At 74.6% G+C, this 15,105-nt stretch carries 14 protein-coding genes; 5 read left to right on the top strand and 9 right to left on the bottom strand.

The genetic code is table 11. The features are described 5' to 3' along the window. Positions 1 to 42 precede the first annotated feature (42 nt). A complete protein-coding gene (locus DMB38_RS28930) occupies positions 43 to 1,173 on the top strand; it encodes a sensor histidine kinase (protein WP_125937612.1) in 1,131 nt (376 codons plus the stop codon). After that, entirely contained in the window at positions 1,170 to 1,835 is a 666-nt protein-coding gene (locus tag DMB38_RS28925; RefSeq protein ID WP_125937611.1) for a response regulator transcription factor, read from the top strand. The genes DMB38_RS28930 and DMB38_RS28925 overlap by 4 nt, the downstream gene beginning before the upstream one ends. A gap of 202 nt (positions 1,836 to 2,037) precedes the next feature. On the opposite strand, the gene DMB38_RS28915 is transcribed toward DMB38_RS28925, so the two are convergent. Together DMB38_RS28915 and DMB38_RS28910 are read right to left on the bottom strand one after the other, a co-directional pair. Beyond that, complete coding sequence (locus tag DMB38_RS28915) at positions 2,038 to 4,242, bottom strand: MMPL family transporter (RefSeq protein WP_125937610.1); 2,205 nt, start codon at positions 4,240 to 4,242, stop codon at positions 2,038 to 2,040. A 194-nt stretch (positions 4,243 to 4,436) separates the two neighbouring features. Beyond that, positions 4,437 to 4,832 carry a DUF6223 family protein gene (locus tag DMB38_RS28910; RefSeq protein WP_125937609.1) on the bottom strand — a complete coding sequence of 132 codons (396 nt, stop codon included), beginning with the start codon at positions 4,830 to 4,832 and terminating at the stop codon, positions 4,437 to 4,439. 246 nt (positions 4,833 to 5,078) lie between these two features. Between DMB38_RS28910 and DMB38_RS28905 the strand changes: the two genes are divergently transcribed. After that, a complete protein-coding gene (locus DMB38_RS28905) occupies positions 5,079 to 5,363 on the top strand; it encodes a hypothetical protein (RefSeq protein ID WP_240662517.1) in 285 nt (94 codons plus the stop codon). A 94-nt stretch (positions 5,364 to 5,457) separates the two neighbouring features. Here DMB38_RS28905 and DMB38_RS28900 read toward each other — a convergent pair whose 3' ends face one another. Further along, positions 5,458 to 5,691: a hypothetical protein gene (locus tag DMB38_RS28900; RefSeq protein WP_240662516.1), complete on the bottom strand. Its 234-nt coding sequence runs from the start codon at positions 5,689 to 5,691 to the stop codon at positions 5,458 to 5,460. A gap of 107 nt (positions 5,692 to 5,798) precedes the next feature. Here DMB38_RS28900 and DMB38_RS28895 point away from each other — a divergent pair, with 107 nt between their 5' ends. Continuing rightward, entirely contained in the window at positions 5,799 to 7,280 is a 1,482-nt protein-coding gene (locus DMB38_RS28895) for an aminopeptidase P family protein (protein WP_125937608.1), read from the top strand. Positions 7,281 to 7,411: 131 nt separating this feature from the next. Here DMB38_RS28895 and DMB38_RS28890 read toward each other — a convergent pair whose 3' ends face one another. From DMB38_RS28890 to DMB38_RS28875, 4 genes are all read right to left on the bottom strand, one after another. Next, the gene (locus tag DMB38_RS28890; RefSeq protein WP_125937607.1) at positions 7,412 to 8,122 is read right to left on the bottom strand and encodes a GntR family transcriptional regulator; all 711 of its coding nucleotides are present in this window, start codon (positions 8,120 to 8,122) and stop codon (positions 7,412 to 7,414) included. A 144-nt stretch (positions 8,123 to 8,266) separates the two neighbouring features. Continuing rightward, a complete protein-coding gene (locus tag DMB38_RS28885) occupies positions 8,267 to 9,130 on the bottom strand; it encodes a dihydrodipicolinate synthase family protein (RefSeq protein ID WP_125939341.1) in 864 nt (287 codons plus the stop codon). A gap of 194 nt (positions 9,131 to 9,324) precedes the next feature. Next, the gene (secD, locus tag DMB38_RS28880; protein WP_125937606.1) at positions 9,325 to 11,577 is read right to left on the bottom strand and encodes a protein translocase subunit SecD; all 2,253 of its coding nucleotides are present in this window, start codon (positions 11,575 to 11,577) and stop codon (positions 9,325 to 9,327) included. 78 nt (positions 11,578 to 11,655) lie between these two features. Further along, complete coding sequence (locus tag DMB38_RS28875; RefSeq protein ID WP_125937605.1) at positions 11,656 to 12,096, bottom strand: hypothetical protein; 441 nt, start codon at positions 12,094 to 12,096, stop codon at positions 11,656 to 11,658. A 286-nt stretch (positions 12,097 to 12,382) separates the two neighbouring features. Here DMB38_RS28875 and DMB38_RS28870 point away from each other — a divergent pair, with 286 nt between their 5' ends. After that, positions 12,383 to 13,045 carry an HNH endonuclease family protein gene (locus DMB38_RS28870; protein ID WP_125939340.1) on the top strand — a complete coding sequence of 221 codons (663 nt, stop codon included), beginning with the start codon at positions 12,383 to 12,385 and terminating at the stop codon, positions 13,043 to 13,045. Between the two features lie 304 nt (positions 13,046 to 13,349). Here the strand turns inward: DMB38_RS28870 and DMB38_RS28860 are convergent, their stop codons facing one another. Together DMB38_RS28860 and DMB38_RS28855 are read right to left on the bottom strand one after the other, a co-directional pair. Beyond that, positions 13,350 to 13,865: a GNAT family N-acetyltransferase gene (locus DMB38_RS28860; protein ID WP_125937603.1), complete on the bottom strand. Its 516-nt coding sequence runs from the start codon at positions 13,863 to 13,865 to the stop codon at positions 13,350 to 13,352. Positions 13,866 to 13,926: 61 nt separating this feature from the next. Beyond that, positions 13,927 to 15,099 carry an ATP-binding cassette domain-containing protein gene (locus DMB38_RS28855; protein WP_125937602.1) on the bottom strand — a complete coding sequence of 391 codons (1,173 nt, stop codon included), beginning with the start codon at positions 15,097 to 15,099 and terminating at the stop codon, positions 13,927 to 13,929. Between the last annotated feature and the right edge of the window lie 6 nt (positions 15,100 to 15,105).

Here is a 15,105-nt window from a genome sequence, read left to right as displayed (position 1 = left end):
AGCAGTACTCGGAAGCCGGGAACCGCGGTTATGGTGCTCGGTATGAGCGCCCGGCTGTCCACGGTCTGGGCCCGGGCGAGAAGCCTGGTGATCGCGGTCTGCGTGGCGGCCGTGCTCCTGATCACCGCGCTCTCCGGGGACCACGCCGCCACGAAGCTCGACCTGCTCGGCTACGGGCTGCTGGTCACCAGCGGCCTGGCGCTGGCCGGCAGCGCCCGCGCCCCCGTGCCGATACTCGCCGTGACCGCCCTGTGCGTGGTGGGCTACAACGCCGCGGGCTTCGACGTGCCCGCCGTGGCCTACCTGTTCGCCGTCTACGCCGCCGTGCGCTCCGGGCACCGGATCGTCGCGGTCGCGGTGAGCGTCGGGCTGGTGCTCAGCCTCCCGTACGCCGTGATGGCCTACCCCGGCGACGGCGCGGGCGACGCCTACGCGCAGGCCCGCGGCGTGCTCGAACTCGCCTGGCTGGTCGCCGCGGGCGCCGCCGGCGAGGCGCTGCGGCAGGCCATGCAGCGGGCGGACGAGGCCGAGCGCACCCGCGAGGAGACCGCGCGGCTGCGCGCCAGTGAGGAACGGCTGCACATAGCACGGGAGTTGCACGATTCCCTCACCCACCAGATCTCCATCATCAAGGTGCAGTCCGAGGTCGCCGTCCATCTGGCCCGCAAGCGCGGCGAGGATGTCCCCGAATCGCTGCTCGCCATCCAGGAGGCGGGCCGGGAGGCGACCCGGGAGCTGCGCGCGACGCTGGAGACGCTGCGCGACGAGGAGGAAAAGGCCCCGGCCCACGGTCTTGACCGGGTGCCGGAGCTGGTGGAGCGCACCCACGGGACAGGGCTGCACACGACGCTCACCATCGAGGGGCAGCGGCACGACGTGCCCGAGGCGGTGGGCCGTACCGCCTACCGGATCGTGCAGGAGTCCCTCACCAACACCGCCCGGCACGCCGCGGCCTCCACCGCCTCGATCCGCATCTCCTACCGCCCGGACGCCCTCGCCATCCGCATCGACGACGACGGGACCGCCCGGCCGGGCACCGCCCCCAAGCCCGGCGTCGGCCTGCTGGGGATGCGCGAGCGCGTCGCCGCCCTCGGCGGCAGCCTGCGCGCCGAGCCGCGCACCGAGGGCGGCTTCACCGTCCAGGCCGAACTACCCGTGGCGAGAATCCCGTGATCCGTGTACTGATGCTCGACGACCAGCCGCTGCTGCGCAGCGGGTTCCGCGCGCTGCTCGACGCCGAGGACGACATCGAGGTGGTGGCGGAGGCGGGCGACGGCAAGGAGGGCCTGGCACTGGCGCGGGAGCATCTGCCGGACCTCGCGCTCGTGGACCTGTCGATGCCGGTGATGGACGGCATCGAGACGACCAGGCGCATCGCCGCGGACCCGGCGCTCGCCCACATCCACGTGGTGATCCTCACCAACTACGGCCTGGACGAGAACGTGTTCAACGCGCTGCGGGCCGGCGCGGCCGGGTTCCTGGTCAAGGACATCCTGCCCGAGGACCTGCTGCACGCCGTACGGGTGGCCGCCCGCGGCGACGCGCTGCTGGCGCCGTCGATCACCCGCAGGCTGATCAACAAGTACGTGTCCCGGCCGCCGCTGGACCCGTCGGCCGTCCGCGGCCTGGAGGAGCTCACCAACCGGGAGCGGGAGTCCGTCGCGCTGGCCGCGCAGGGGCTCTCCAACGACCAGATCGCCGACCGCATGGTGATCAGCCCGCTGACCGCGAAGACCCACATCAACCGGGCGATGTTCAAGCTGCACGCGCGCGACCGCGCGCAACTGGTGGTCATCGCCTACGAGTCGGGCCTGGTGACCCCGCGCGGCCGGTGAGGGGCCGCGCGGGGCGCGGCCGGGCGCTCAGATGAAGTCCATCGTCCCGGCCTTCCAGCGGGAGTGCGACTCCAGCTTGTAGTACTCGCCCCCGGGCGCCACGGCGACGCCGTAGACGAACTTGCGGTCGCCGTCGCCGGCCGGGACGCCGAAGCGGGGAACCCCTGTTATGGGATTCCCCGCCCGTCTTACCGCGAGAAGGTCAGACCCTGGCCTCTTCCCCGACCTCGGCCGGCGGCGGCGAGGCCGTCTCGGGCGCCCGGCGGCCGGGCATCCACCAGTTGGTCTTGCCGCACAGCTCCATCACCGCGGGCACCAGGACCATCCGCACGATGGTGGCGTCGATGAAGACGGCGACGGCCATGCCCAGGCCGATCTGCTTGACCGAGACGTCGTGGCCGAGCAGGGAGGTGGTGAAAACCGCGATCATGATGGCCGCGGCGGCGGTGATGACCTTGGCGGTCCGCGCCAGCCCGCGGGTGACGGCCGTCCGGGTGTCGCCGGTGCGCTCGTACTCCTCGCGGACCCGCGAGATGAGGAAGACCTCGTAGTCCATCGACAGGCCGAAGAGGAGCGGGAACATCATCATCGGCACCCAGGTCGTGATGGGCATGCCGGTCGGAAACCCGAGGGCCGAGCCCAGCCACCCCCACTGCACCACCGCGACCAGCACGCCGTACGCGGCGCCGATCGACAGCAGGTTCATCACCGCGGCCTGCAGCGCGATCGTCACCGACCGCACCAGCGCGACCAGCAGCACCAGCGACAGCACGATGACGACCGCGATCATGAACGGCAGCCGCGAGCCGGTCTCCTCGGCGAAGTCGATCGCCCCGGCGTTCGGCCCGCCGACGTGGACGGCCTCGCCGCCGGGCGCCTTGGGCAGCACGTCGTCGCGGAGTTCGTGGATCAGGTCCGCGGTCTTCTCGTCCTGGTAGCCGGTCTCCGGGAACGCCATGAAGGTGGCGGCCTCGCCGTCCTCGCTCACCCGCGGCTGCGTCACCTGCGCGATACCCGGCGTGCCGTCGACCGCCCCGACGGCGGGACCCAGGTCGCCGCCCGCGGCGTCGACCTCCGCGGCGAAGATCAGCGGCGCGCCGTAGCCGGGGCCGAAGCCCTCGGAGACGATCTCGTACGAGGTGTAGCTGCTCCGGTCGCGCGGCTGCACGCTGGCGTCCGGCAGGCTGAGCCGCATCGACAGCGCCGGCGCAGCGAGCACGAGCAGCCCCGCGGCGGCCAGCACCGCGGCGGCCAGCGGCCGGCGCTGCACCACGCCGGCCCAGCGCTCCGCGGGGGTGCGGCGCTCGGCAGCGGGGGTGCTGTCGCCGGCGCCGCGGGCCGTACGGCGGGGAAGCCGCAGCGAGTTGATCCGGTGCCCGGTGAAGCCGAGGAACGCCGGCAGCAGGGTCACCGCGGCGACCATCGTCACCAGCACCGTCAGCGACGCGGCGACGGCGACGCCGGTCATCAGCCGCTGCCCCATGGCGACGAGGCCGAGCAACGCGATGACCACGGTGGTGCCGGCGAAGAGCACGGCGCGGCCCGCGGTGGTGAGGGCGCCGACGGTGGCGTCCTCGGGGCTCTCGCCGTTCTGCAGTTTCTCCTTGTAGCGGGTGACGATGAACAGCGCGTAGTCGATGCCCACGCCGAGCCCGATGAGGGCGGAGACCAGGATGGTGAAGTCCGGCGACGGGACGAGGTGCCCGACGATCTTCATGAGGGCGATGCCGCCGAGGATCGCTATCAGCGCGGTGACGATCGGCAGCCCCATCGCCACCAGCGAGCCGAAGGAGATGAAGAGGATGACCGCGGCGGCCAGCACGCCGACGCTCTCGGCGGGCCCCTGCTTGGGCGTCTCGGCCGTCTCCGCCTTCTTGCCGCCGAGCCCGAGAAGCACACCGTCGCCGGCAGCGTCCGTGACGGTGGTCACCAGCGGCTTGACCTCGTCCTTCGTCGCCTCCTTGTCGGTGAGCGGAATGGTCGTACGGGCGATGCGGCGGTCCTCGGTGACCAGTTGGCCGTCGTCGTACGGCGAGACCACGGGACCGGTGACCGGCGAGTCGGCGAGGTCGGCGACGACCTTCTCCACCTTCTGCCGCACGGCCGGGTCGTCGATCCCCGCGTCCGCCTTGATCGCGAGGGTGAGGGTGTCGCCCTGCTCCTCGGGGAAGTGCTTCTCCATCAGGGCCTGCGCCCTGGCCGACCCGGAGTCCCCGCCGGAGAAGTCGTTGTCGGGGTCGGCCGCGAGGCCGAAGCCGGCGGCCGCCACGGCGATCACGCCGACGATCCAGGTGAACAGGACCAGGCGGCGGCGCCGGTGACAGAACCGGGCCAGCCTCGCCAGGGCGCCGTCCGGGCGGGCGGTCTCGGTGGGCATCATCGTCTCCTCGGGTCTCGTGCGGTGCACCCCTCATCCTCGGGACGGGGATCACCGGAGTCGACGTACAGACGCAGGCACTCCGCGGGCCGCACTACCGCGGCCGCGGTACTCCTCTTGCGGTACATGTCAGTCGAAGGGAGCGGTCGTCCCGGCCGCGGACGGGACCGGGCGCGAACCGCTGACCGGCGCGGGGAGCGGGCCCGGGGCCCGCGCCGACCGGGTCAGGCCGACACCGCGCGGCGGGCGCGGGCCAGGGCCAGGCCGCCGAGGGCCAGTCCGGCAACACCGAGGACCAGGGCCACGATCGCGCCGCCCCGGCCCGAACCCGAGCCGACGCCGTCGGAGCCGGCGAGCGCCACCGCGCCGATGACGATCCCGGCCACCGACACCACCGCGGACACCAGCGGCCACCGCGCTCCGCCCAGCTTGCGCGCCAGCGCGAGCCCGCCGAGGACCACGCCGATCAGGGCCAGGGCCGCCGCGGCCGTGGCCGGGCCGCGTCCCTGGCCTTCGTCGCTCTCGGCCGCGACCGCGACCTGTGCGGCCGCGGGTGCCGCGGACGCGAGGACGGCGAGCACGGCCGTCGCGGCGGCGGTGGACAGGTGACGGACGGACATCGGGGACCCCTTCGGTCGCACGGCGGTTGGCGGCGTCAGCGTACGAACCGGCCGGGCCCCCGGGCGTCCTCCGGACGCGGCCGGTTTCCGCTACCGCCGCGGCGGTAGCGGGGCCCGGCGACGCCTGCGGCCACAGCACCCGGCTACCGCGGACGCAGCACCGCGCGCCGCGGGGTTTCTCCGAATGGCGTCGAAACGCCCTGGAAGTGCCCGGTCGCCCCGGCGTCAGCCGCGGCCATGGTTTCCATGGTGAGTTCCTCTCCGCAGGCGCGGGGCTCGGGATGGCTGGTGGCGCTCAACACCACCGGGCTGTACGTGGGCGTCACGCTGGCCGGCGCGGGCGGCGGCGCGGCGCCGGCCGTCTCCGACGGCACCGGGGTGGCGGTCACGGCGACGGCGGTGGGGCTGGTCGCGTACGCGGTGACGGCGCCGGCGATCCGCCGCCATCCGGCGGGCGCGCCCGGCCCGGCGGCGGGGCAGTCCGCCCCCGTGTCCGTACCGCCGCGTCCGCGGACGGAGGAAATACCGTGAACGCGGGATGAGCCCGCGGGCCCCGGCCGGGGTACGGTCGGGGCACCGGCTGTCCCCGGCCCCCCGGGGGTCGACGGCATCCCCGCGCCCGCGTTCAGCGGTCGCTCGCCGTGATCCGCCTCGGGCTCCAGCATCCGGTCGCGCCCTGCCCGCGCTCCCGCTCCGCGCGGGAGTAGCGGGCAAGGTCGCGGGCCGAGAAGAGGGTCATCCCCGCGTGGAAGCCGGCCACCGGCACCCGCGCCCCGTAGGCCGGCCGCCCGTCCCCGGTGCGGACCCGGGCGTTGCCGTCCCGGTACTCGTGCCGTACGCCCCGACATCCCGGATGCACGCGGTCCGCCCGCTCTCCGACGCCAATTCCCGCCGGTGGGGCGGGAGTCGGCGTGTAACATAATAATGTGCAATTTTATTGTTCCCCGCTCGCCAGGAGCCGCCCCGATGGACAAGCAACTCGCCCGCCCGCACACCGGCAGCCACGACCTCGACGTCCCGGCCGCCCTGCAGACCTTCATGAGCACCGCGTGGGCGCCCACCCCGCTGCCGTCCGGCCGCCGCGTGCCCGGGTACGGCGCGTTCGAAGGCCGCCGCGCGCGGCTGTCCGCGCGCTTCCCCGGCGAGCGGCTGGTGGTGCCCGCCGGGGTACTCCAGGTCCGTTCGAACGACTGCGATCACCGGTTCCGCCCGCACAGCGCGTACGCCTGGCTCACCGGTCTGACCGGCGAGGACCAGGCGGGGCACGTCCTCGTCCTGGAGCCCGCGGGGGCCGAGGGGCACGAGGCCGTGCTGTACGTGCGGCCGCGCTCGGCCCGGGACACCGACGAGTTCTACCGGGACCGCCGCTACGGCGAGTTCTGGGTCGGCCGCCGCCCCGACCTCGGCGAGGCCGCGGAACTGACCGGTCTCGCCTGCCGGGACCTCGACGACCTCGCCAGGCTCGCCGGCGGACCCCGGCCGCGGGCCCGGGTGATCGCCGGGCTCGACGCCCGCGTCGACGGCCTCTTCGACCGCGGCCCGCACAGCGCCGCCGACCCCGCCCCGCACGCCGAACTCGGCACGTACCTGGCGGAGTTGCGGCTGGTGAAGGACGACTGGGAGGTCGGGCAGCTCCAGTCGGCGGTCGAGCACACCGTGGCCGGCTTCGAGGACGTCGTACGCGCCCTGCCCGCCGCCCTGCGCCACCCGCGCGGCGAACGCTGGCTGGAGGGCGTCTTCGCCACCCGCGCCCGCGCCGAGGGCAACGGCACCGGGTACGAGACCATCGCCGCCTCCGGCGAACACGCCTGCGTGCTGCACTGGATCCGCAACGACGGCCGGCTCGACCCGGCGCGGCTGCTGCTCCTCGACGCCGGGGTGGAGACCGACACCCTCTACACCGCCGACGTCACCCGCACGCTCCCGCTCTCCGGGCGCTTCTCGCCGGTGCAGCGGCAGGTGTACGAACTCGTCCTCGCCGCCCAGGACGCCGGCATCGCCGCCCTCCGGCCGGGCGCCCGCTTCCGCGACTTCCACCGGGCGGCGATGGCGGTGATCGCCGAGGGGCTGTACGACTGGGGCGTGCTGCGCGTCACCCCCGAGGAGGCGCTCGCCCCCGAGAGCGGCCTGTACCGCCGCTACACGTTGTGCAGCAGCGGGCACATGCTCGGTCTGGACGTGCACGACTGCGCCCAGGCGCGGGCGAGCGCGTATCTCGACGGGGTGCTGGAAGCGGGGCAGGTCCTCACCGTGGAACCCGGGCTCTACCTCCAGCCCGACGACGAGACGCTGCCGGGGGAACTGCGCGGCATCGGCGTACGGATCGAGGACGACCTCGTGATCACCGAGGACGGCGCCCGGCTGATGTCGGACGGGCTGCCGCGGGACCCGGACGCCGTCGAGGAGTGGATGGGGACTCTGCTCGACGGCGGCCGCCGGGCGGTCTGAGCGGAGGGCCGGGCGCGTGTGCCGTCCCCGCCCGCGTCCGGCCCCGTCCGCTCGGCCGTCCCACCGCCCGCGGCACCGCACGGCGCCGCGGGCGGCTCCGCGTTGCCGCGCCGCGGTCGGCGCGGCGGCAGTCAGCCCTCGCCGAGGCGCAGTGCGCTCGCGCGCTTCGCGGCGCTGCGCCGGCCTGCCGCCCAGAGGGTGCGGATGTGGCCGAGGTGGCTCGCCATCAGCTCCTGGGCCGCGGTGGCGTTGCCGGCGATCATCAGGTCGAGCAGGGTGAGGTGCTCCTGCGCGGAGTCGACGAGCACGCCGGCGCGGTCGAGATCCGTCAGGCCGTACAGCCGGGAGCGGTTGCGCAGTTCGGCGACGACGGTGACCAGGTGGTCGTTGCCGGCGAGCGCGAGCAGGCTGAGGTGGAAGCGGCGGTCTGCCTCCAGGTAGCCGATGAGGTCGTGGTCGCGGGTGGCCTTGACGATGTCCTCCGCGAGCGGGCGCAGCGCCTCCAACTGCTCCTCGGTGGCCACTTCCGTCACCCGGCCCACGGTGGGGACCTCGATCAGCTCGCGGATCTCCGTGTAGTTGTCGAGGTCGCCCTCGGTCATCTCGGTGACCCGGAAGCCCTTGTTGCGCACGGCCTCGACCAGGCCCTCGCGGGCGAGGTCGAGCATGGCCTCGCGCACGGGCGTGGCCGAGACGCCGAACTCCGTGGCCAGCGCGGGCGCGGAGTAGATGACGCCGGGCCGCAGCTCGCCCGCTATCAGCGCGGCCCGCAGGGCGTTGGCGACCTGGTCGCGCAGGTGCTTCTGCACCGAGATGAGCTTGCCCCGCTTCGCCTCAGCCATGGTGCTGCCTCCGGGAGCGGCGGGAGCCCGTTGCGCGATGTGACATTGTTCTATCGTACCCCGGCCTTCCGCCCCGGCGGCCGGGACGGATGGCGGCTGCGGGTTCCGTACGCGGGTGTGCTCCGTACGCGGTGGTGCGCCAGGTCAGCCCAGGCCCTCGGCGAGCAGCTTCTCCGTGACGCCCCTGACCACCGCGGCCTGTTCGTCCGTCAGCGGGGAGCGCGGCGGGCGGCAGGGGCCGCCGTGCAGCCCGGCGACGTCCATGGACAGCTTGATCGCCTGCACGAACTCCGGCTTGGAGTCCCAGCGGAGCAGCGGGTGCAGCGCCCGGTAGAGCGGCATGGCCAGCGCCAGGTCGCCGCCGGTGGCGGCGCGGTAGAGGGTGGCGCAGGCGTCGGGCAGCGCGTTGGGGAAGCCGGCGATCCAGCCGACGGCGCCGGCGACGGCCAGTTCCAGCAGCACGTCGTCCGCGCCGACGAGCAGGTCGAGTCCCGGCGCCAGTTCGGCGAGTTCGTAGGCGCGGCGGACGTCGCCGGTGAACTCCTTGACGGCCACGATGCTCTCCTCGCCGTGCATGGCGGCGAGGAGCGCGGGGGTGAGGTCGATGCGGGTGTCGTACGGGTTGTTGTACGCGACGACCGGCAGGCCGGCCTTCGCCACCTCGGCGTAGTGCGCGCGCACCGCCGCCTCGTCCGCCCGGTACGCGGTGGGCGGCAGCAGCAGGACCGAGCCGACGCCGGCCTCCGCCGCCCGCTCGGTCCAGCCGCGGGCCTCCGCGCTGCCGTACGCCGCCGCGCCCGCCATGACCCGGTCGCCGTCGCCGGCCGCGGCCACGGCGGTGTGCACCAGGCGGACGCGCTCGTCGTCGGTGAGGGTCTGGTACTCGCCCAGGGAGCCGTTGGTCACGACCCCGTCGCAGCCGGCGTCGAGGAGCCGGCGCACGTGCTCGGCGTAGGCGTCGAAGTCCACGGTCAGGTCGGCGCGGAGCGGGAGCGCGGTGGCGACCATGAGGCCGTGCCAGGGACGGGACCGTTCCTGTGGGGCAGAGGTCATGGAGTTCTCCGGGTGAGTCGCGGCAGGCAGGCGCGGGCCGCGCGGTCGCGGGCCCGTGAAGAACAGTACAATGTCACATGGTTAGTTGGATACCGCGCCGGACGGCCGGTGCCCCGCCGTCCGCGCGCCAGGCGCGCGGACGGCGTCGCTCACCGCCTCGTCCCGGCGTCGAGTTCGATGGCGAGCGGGGTGGCGGTGAAGACCGAGGAGTACGTGCCCGCGGCGATGCCGACGAGGAGCGCGAGCGCGAAGTCGGTGAGGGCGCCGCCGCCGAGCAGCGCCAGCGCGGCGAGGATGAAGACGGCGCCCATGCCGGTGTTCACGGTGCGCGGCAGGGTCTGCAGGATCGCCGTGTTCGCGGCCGTGCGGAACGGCTTGCGGCGGTCGGCGGCGACGAGTTCGCGGACGCGGTCGTACAGGACGACGGAGTCGTTGACGGAGTAGCCGATGACCGTGAGCAGGGCGGCGAGGAAGATGCCGTCGATGGGCTTGCCGAGCCAGGCGAAGACGCCGACGAGGATCACCGCGTCGTGGACGAGCGCCGCGACCGCGGAGGTGGCGTACGTCCAGCGGAAGCGGACGGCGAGATAGACCAGTTGGGCGGCGAGCGCGACGCCGAGCGCGATGAGCGCGCCGGTGCGCAGCTCCTCGCCCAGGCTGGGACCGATCATCTCGTCGCGGACCATCTCCGCGCCGCCGCCCAGCTCGTCCACCGCGGCGGTGACCTCGGCCGCCTCGTCGTCGGAGAGTTCCTCCGTACGGACGGTCAGCTCGCTGTCGCCCGAGGTGTTGACGACGGCGCGCGGCTGCCCGGCGTCGGCGAGCGCGGCGCGGGCGTCGTCGGCGTCGACGGGCTGCGTGGTGGCGTACTCGATGAGCCGGCCGCCGGTGAACTCCACGCCGAAGTCCAGCCCGCGGGCCACGATGCCGCTGCCGGCCAGCAGCAGGGCGACGCCAGAGAGCGCGAGCCAGCGGCGCGAGTGGCGCATGAGCTTCGGGTCGCGCCGGACCAGCCAGGCGCGTACCCGGCCGTGGCCCGCGATCCCGGAGCGGCCGGGGCGTACCCGCAGGGCGCGGCGGCCCGCGGCGTACTCGGCGAGGACCCGGGTGACGACCAGCGCGCTGAACATCGAGGCCAGCACGCCGATCGCGAGCGTGACGCCGAAGCCGCGCACGGGCCCGGAGGCCAGGAAGAAGAGCAGCCCGGCGGCGATGAGCGTGGTGACGTTGGAGTCGGCGATGGCGCTGAACGCCTTGCGGAACCCGCCGGCCAGCGCGGTGCGCACGGTCGGCCGCCGGCCGGCGGCGTACTCCTCCCTGGCCCGCTCGAAGACGAGCACGTTCGCGTCGACGGCCATGCCGATGGCCAGCACGAAGCCGGCGAGCCCGGGCAGGGTGAGGGTGGCGCCGAGGGCGGCCAGGGCGGCGTACGAGATCAGCGCGTAGCAGGCGAGGGCGACGGTGGCCAGGAAGCCCAGCAGCCGGTAGACGACGATGATGAAGACCGAGGTGAGGGCGGCGCCGATGAGCGCGGCCCAGGCGCTGGCGGAGATCGCGTCGGCGCCGAGGGTCGGGCCGACGGTGCGCTGCTCGACGGTCTCCAGCGGCATGGGCAGGGCGCCGCCGTTGACGAGCAGGGCGAGTTCGCGGGCCTCGTCGCGGCCGAAGTCGCCGGTGATCTGGGTGGAGCCGCCGGTGATGCCGGTGCGGCAGCCGACGCCGGGGTCGACCTGGGGCGAGGAGATGACCTTGCCGTCGAGGACGATGGCGATGCGGCGCGCCGGGTCGCCGGGGGGCGCGCACGCGGCGGCGCCGGTCAGTCCGGCCCAGCCGGAGCCGCCGTCGCCGTCGAAGCCGACGGTGACGAACCAGCCGCGGGCCTGCTGGGTGTCGAAGAGCGCTTCGGCGTCGGCGACGTCGGCGCCGGTGAGCGCGGCGGGCCCGAGGCGCAGCGGCTGCCCGGCCTCGTCGCGCAGCACCTTGCCGTCCGCTTCCTCGCCGTCCGTTCCCTTGCCGTCTGCTCCCTCGCCGTCCGCCGCGGCGCCGTCCGATAGGCCGAGGACGGGGTGGAAGGTGAGCTGGGCGGTACGGCCGAGGAGGTCGGCGGCCTCGCGGGGGTCCTGGACGCCGGGCAGGTCGACGATGATGCGGTCGTCGCCGGAGCGGGTGAGGGTGGGCTCGGTGACGCCGAGGGCGTCGACGCGGTTGCGCAGCACTTCGAGGGTGTGGTCGGTGGTGTCCGCGTCGGCCTTCGCGGCGTCGGAGTCGCGGGCCTCCAGGACGATCTGGGTGCCGCCGCGCAGGTCGAGCCCCAGATGTACGGGGACGAGGACGGCGACGGTGACGGAGAGGGCGAGCACGGCGAGGGCCAGCACGGCCCGCACGCGGGTAGCGCGTGTCATGGGGTTTGCTCCAGCCAGGCATGGCGCGGTGGCCCGCGTGCGCGGGGGCGCGCCGGGGTGGATGAAAAGGGGGTGGTGTCAGATGCCTGGAGCCGGCGGAGGTGCGCGTTCCCCGCCGGGAGCGGGGCTGAAGCCGGGGAGGGTGCCGCCGTCCGGCGGGGCCGGAGCGGGAACGGAGGGGGTACGGGGGAGGTCGTACGGGGGCCGGGGTACGGCGACGAACGGCGCGGAGGGCCGCTCCGCGGTGGCGCCGCGCTGGCCCTGCTGGGGCGCGGCGTGGTCCTCGGGCCCGGCACCGGGGGCGCCGGCGAGGTGCTGATCGGCGCCCGGGGCGGGCTCGCCGACGACGTCGAAGGCGGCACCGTACGACGAAGGACCGCCGGACACCGCCGCCCCGCCGCCCTGCCCGGCGCCGGCCCCGAGCACACCGGCGACGGCGAGCACGACGGCGACGACCACACCCCGCCACCGGCCCCCACCCGGGGAGCCGGGACCGACCGCGCGCGCGTACCTGCTCATACGCGGTCTCCTAGGTAGCCGGACGGGGCCCGCAGCGCGGGCACGAACAGGCCACCCTACCCACCTCCGCCCGGCAAGGACACCCGGCCCCGCCGTCCCCGGCAACGGGGGCGGCGGGGCCCGGCGGGTACGGGGGCGCATAGGCAAGGTTTGTCATGGGCATGTCTATACGCGTAGACGGCGCGGGGCGCTCGAACCCGCGTCAACCGTAGTGCAGTTCGACACCGGCGGACCTCGCCGGCTCTCCGCTCGGTCGCACACGCTCCTCCTCACCCCCCTGGAGGCCCTGTTGCCCGGATCCCCGGCGATATCCCCGCGCGGCCTGATCGCCGCGCTCGCCCTGCTGGCCCTCGCCCTCGGTGTCGCGCTCGGTGCGGCGCCGCCGGCGGCGGCGTTCCCGCCCGACGTGCCGCCCAAGGCGCAAGTGCAATCCGAGCTCAACAGCCTGACGGTGGCCGCGGAAGGCTCGATGACCGGCTACTCCCGCGATCTCTTCCCCCACTGGACCACCGTCTCCGGCACCTGCAACACCCGCGAGACGGTCCTCAAGCGCGACGGCACCAACGTCACCACGGGCGCCGACTGCTACCCCACCGGCGGCTCCTGGTACAGCTACTTCGACGGCGTCACCCGCAGCTCGCCCGCGCAGATCTCCATCGACCACATCGTGGCCCTGGCCGAGGCCTGGCGCTCCGGCGCGAGTTCGTGGACCACCGCCCGCCGCCAGCAGTTCGCCAACGACCTCACCGGCCCGCAGCTCATCGCGGTGACCACCGAGGTCAACAGCTCCAAGGGCGACCGCGACCCGGCCGACTGGAAGCCCCCGCGCACCGCGTCCTGGTGCGGATACGCCAAGTTCTGGATCCACACCAAGTACCGCTGGAACCTGAAGATCGACTCCGCGGAGAAGTCCGCGGTGCAGAGCATGCTCAACGGCTGCTCGTACTAGACACCACCGCCGGGCGCCCTGGCCTGACGGCCGGGGTGCCCGGTGCGCCGGGTCCGGTCAGTTGAGCACGCGCAGCACGGCCCGTACGGCTCCCGCGATCCCCCGGCCGATCCACCCGAGCACCCCCAGCGAGACGGCCGCGCCCGCGCCTTCCGCGGCCACGTCGGCCCGGCTCGACCCGGCCCGGCACGCCGGGCAGGAACGGGGCCAGCGGCGCTTCCCCGCACCGCACTTCCGGCAAGTCGCCACGAATTCGTCCCCCCGCTGCTCCCGGCCCGAGGCCCCCTACGGCGTCCGGATCAGGTTACACAGCGGGCCGCGGACCCTCGCCGGCCAGGTCGCGCCGGTACCACGTGCCCTCCTTGCCGCCGAGGTGGGCGGGATCCGCCGGGCCCGCGGCCACGAAACCCGCCTTGATCAGCACCCTGCGGGACGCGGCGTTCCCGTGGACGATGGCCGCGCGCAGGGTGTGCAGGCCGTACGCGCCCGGCGCCCGGCGGCACAGCTCCCGGACGGTCGCGGTCGCCAGCCCGCGGCCGGTGGCGTGCTCCGCGACCCGGTAGCCGAGTTCCGCGGTCCCGTCCTCGATGTCGACCAGGTTGAACCTGCCGAGCACCGCGCCGTCCTCGCCGACCAGCACGTGGAAGGCGCAGACGCCGGCCTCCTGCTCCGCCAGCAGCGCGCCGAAGCGGTCCGGGAAACGGTCGAAGAAGGCGTCGCCGCGGTCGGGGACCGCGGCCGCGAAGTAGGCGCGGTTCGCCAGCTCGAACGCCAGGACCGCGGGCGCATGTCCGGCACGCAGCCGCTCCAGCTCGGGCATCGTCCGACTCTATCCGCGCGGCCGCGCGGAAGGCCCCCGGTTTTTTCGCCGGAGGGCGGCGTCAGCGGGCGCCGTCCGGCAGGCGCGCGCCGTCCGCGGGGTCGAAGTAGTGCAGCGCCTCGGGACGTACGGCGAGGTCCACCGTGTCCCCGGACTCGACCGGCATGTCCGCCGGGACACGGGCGCACAGCAGCCGCTCGCCCCCGGCGCCGGCCGGGCCCGCGGGACGGTCCTCCGCGAACGTGGCCCGCGCGATCGCCGCGGCCTCGCCGGGCGCCGCGGGGGCGGCGAAGAAGAGCAGCCGGTCCGCCCCGAGGTTCTGCCGCACCGCGCACGTCACCCGCAGCGCGCACGCGGCCGCGCCCGCGGCCCGCGGCTCGCGCAGTTCCTCCGGCCGGATGCCGACCAGCACCCGCTCCCCCACCCCCGCCGGCGGGCGCCGCGCGGCCGGCAGCCGGAGGCCGAACCCGGCGAGGTCGAGCCCGTCCGGACGCACCGTGCCCAGGGCGAAGTTCATCGGCGGGGAGCCGATGAACGCGGCGACGAACGCGTTGGCCGGCCGGGCGTACAGCTCCTGCGGCGCGGCCACCTGCTGGAGGACACCCGCCCGCAGCACCGCGGCCCGGCTGCCGAGCGTCATCGCCTCCACCTGGTCGTGGGTCACGTACACGGTGGTGACGCCGAGCCTGCGGTGCAGTTGCTCCAGCTCCGCGCGCATGGTGACGCGCAGTTTGGCGTCCAGGTTGGAGAGCGGCTCGTCCATCAGGTACGCCCGCGGGCGCCGGGCGATGGCCCGGCCCATCGCCACCCGCTGGAGCTGCCCGCCGGAGAGGGTCGCCGGGCGGCGGCCGAGCAGGTCGCCGAGCCCGAGCAGGTCCGCGACCTCCCGTACCCGGGTTGCCGCCTCGCGCTTCGGGACGCCGCGGACCTTGAGCCCGTAGCCGAGGTTGCCGGCGACGGTCATGTGCGGGTAGATCGCGTAGTTCTGGAAGACCATCGCCACGTCGCGCAGCCGCGGCGTGAGCGCGGTGACGTCGGAGCCGTCTATGCGGACGGCCCCGGACGACGGCCGCTCCAGCCCGGCGAGCAGCCGCAGCAGGGTCGACTTGCCGCACCCGGAGGGGCCGACGAGGACGAAGAACTCGCCCTCCTCGATCTCCAGGGACACGTCGTCCACCGCCGCCCGGGTGCCGTCGTACCGCATGACCACGTGGTCGAGCCCGATGGACGTCATCGCGCC

The sequence above is a fragment of the Streptomyces sp. WAC 06738 genome, from assembly GCF_003945505.1.
GTDB lineage: Bacteria > Actinomycetota > Actinomycetes > Streptomycetales > Streptomycetaceae > Streptomyces.
This window is presented reverse-complemented; position numbering and strand designations above follow the sequence as displayed.

Excerpts from the sequence above, each read along its gene's own strand:
- DMB38_RS28905 (WP_240662517.1), top strand. The coding sequence starts at position 5,079 with ATGGTGAGTTCCTCTCCGCAGGCGCGGGGCTCGGGATGGCTGGTGGCG.
- DMB38_RS28910 (WP_125937609.1), bottom strand. The coding sequence starts at position 4,832 with ATGTCCGTCCGTCACCTGTCCACCGCCGCCGCGACGGCCGTGCTCGCC.
- secD (WP_125937606.1), bottom strand. The coding sequence starts at position 11,577 with ATGACACGCGCTACCCGCGTGCGGGCCGTGCTGGCCCTCGCCGTGCTC.
- DMB38_RS28875 (WP_125937605.1), bottom strand. The coding sequence starts at position 12,096 with ATGAGCAGGTACGCGCGCGCGGTCGGTCCCGGCTCCCCGGGTGGGGGC.
- DMB38_RS28895 (WP_125937608.1), top strand. The coding sequence starts at position 5,799 with ATGGACAAGCAACTCGCCCGCCCGCACACCGGCAGCCACGACCTCGAC.
- DMB38_RS28860 (WP_125937603.1), bottom strand. The coding sequence starts at position 13,865 with ATGCCCGAGCTGGAGCGGCTGCGTGCCGGACATGCGCCCGCGGTCCTG.
- DMB38_RS28885 (WP_125939341.1), bottom strand. The coding sequence starts at position 9,130 with ATGGTCGCCACCGCGCTCCCGCTCCGCGCCGACCTGACCGTGGACTTC.
- DMB38_RS28930 (WP_125937612.1), top strand. The coding sequence starts at position 43 with ATGAGCGCCCGGCTGTCCACGGTCTGGGCCCGGGCGAGAAGCCTGGTG.
- DMB38_RS28855 (WP_125937602.1), bottom strand. The coding sequence starts at position 15,099 with ATGACGTCCATCGGGCTCGACCACGTGGTCATGCGGTACGACGGCACC.
- DMB38_RS28890 (WP_125937607.1), bottom strand. The coding sequence starts at position 8,122 with ATGGCTGAGGCGAAGCGGGGCAAGCTCATCTCGGTGCAGAAGCACCTG.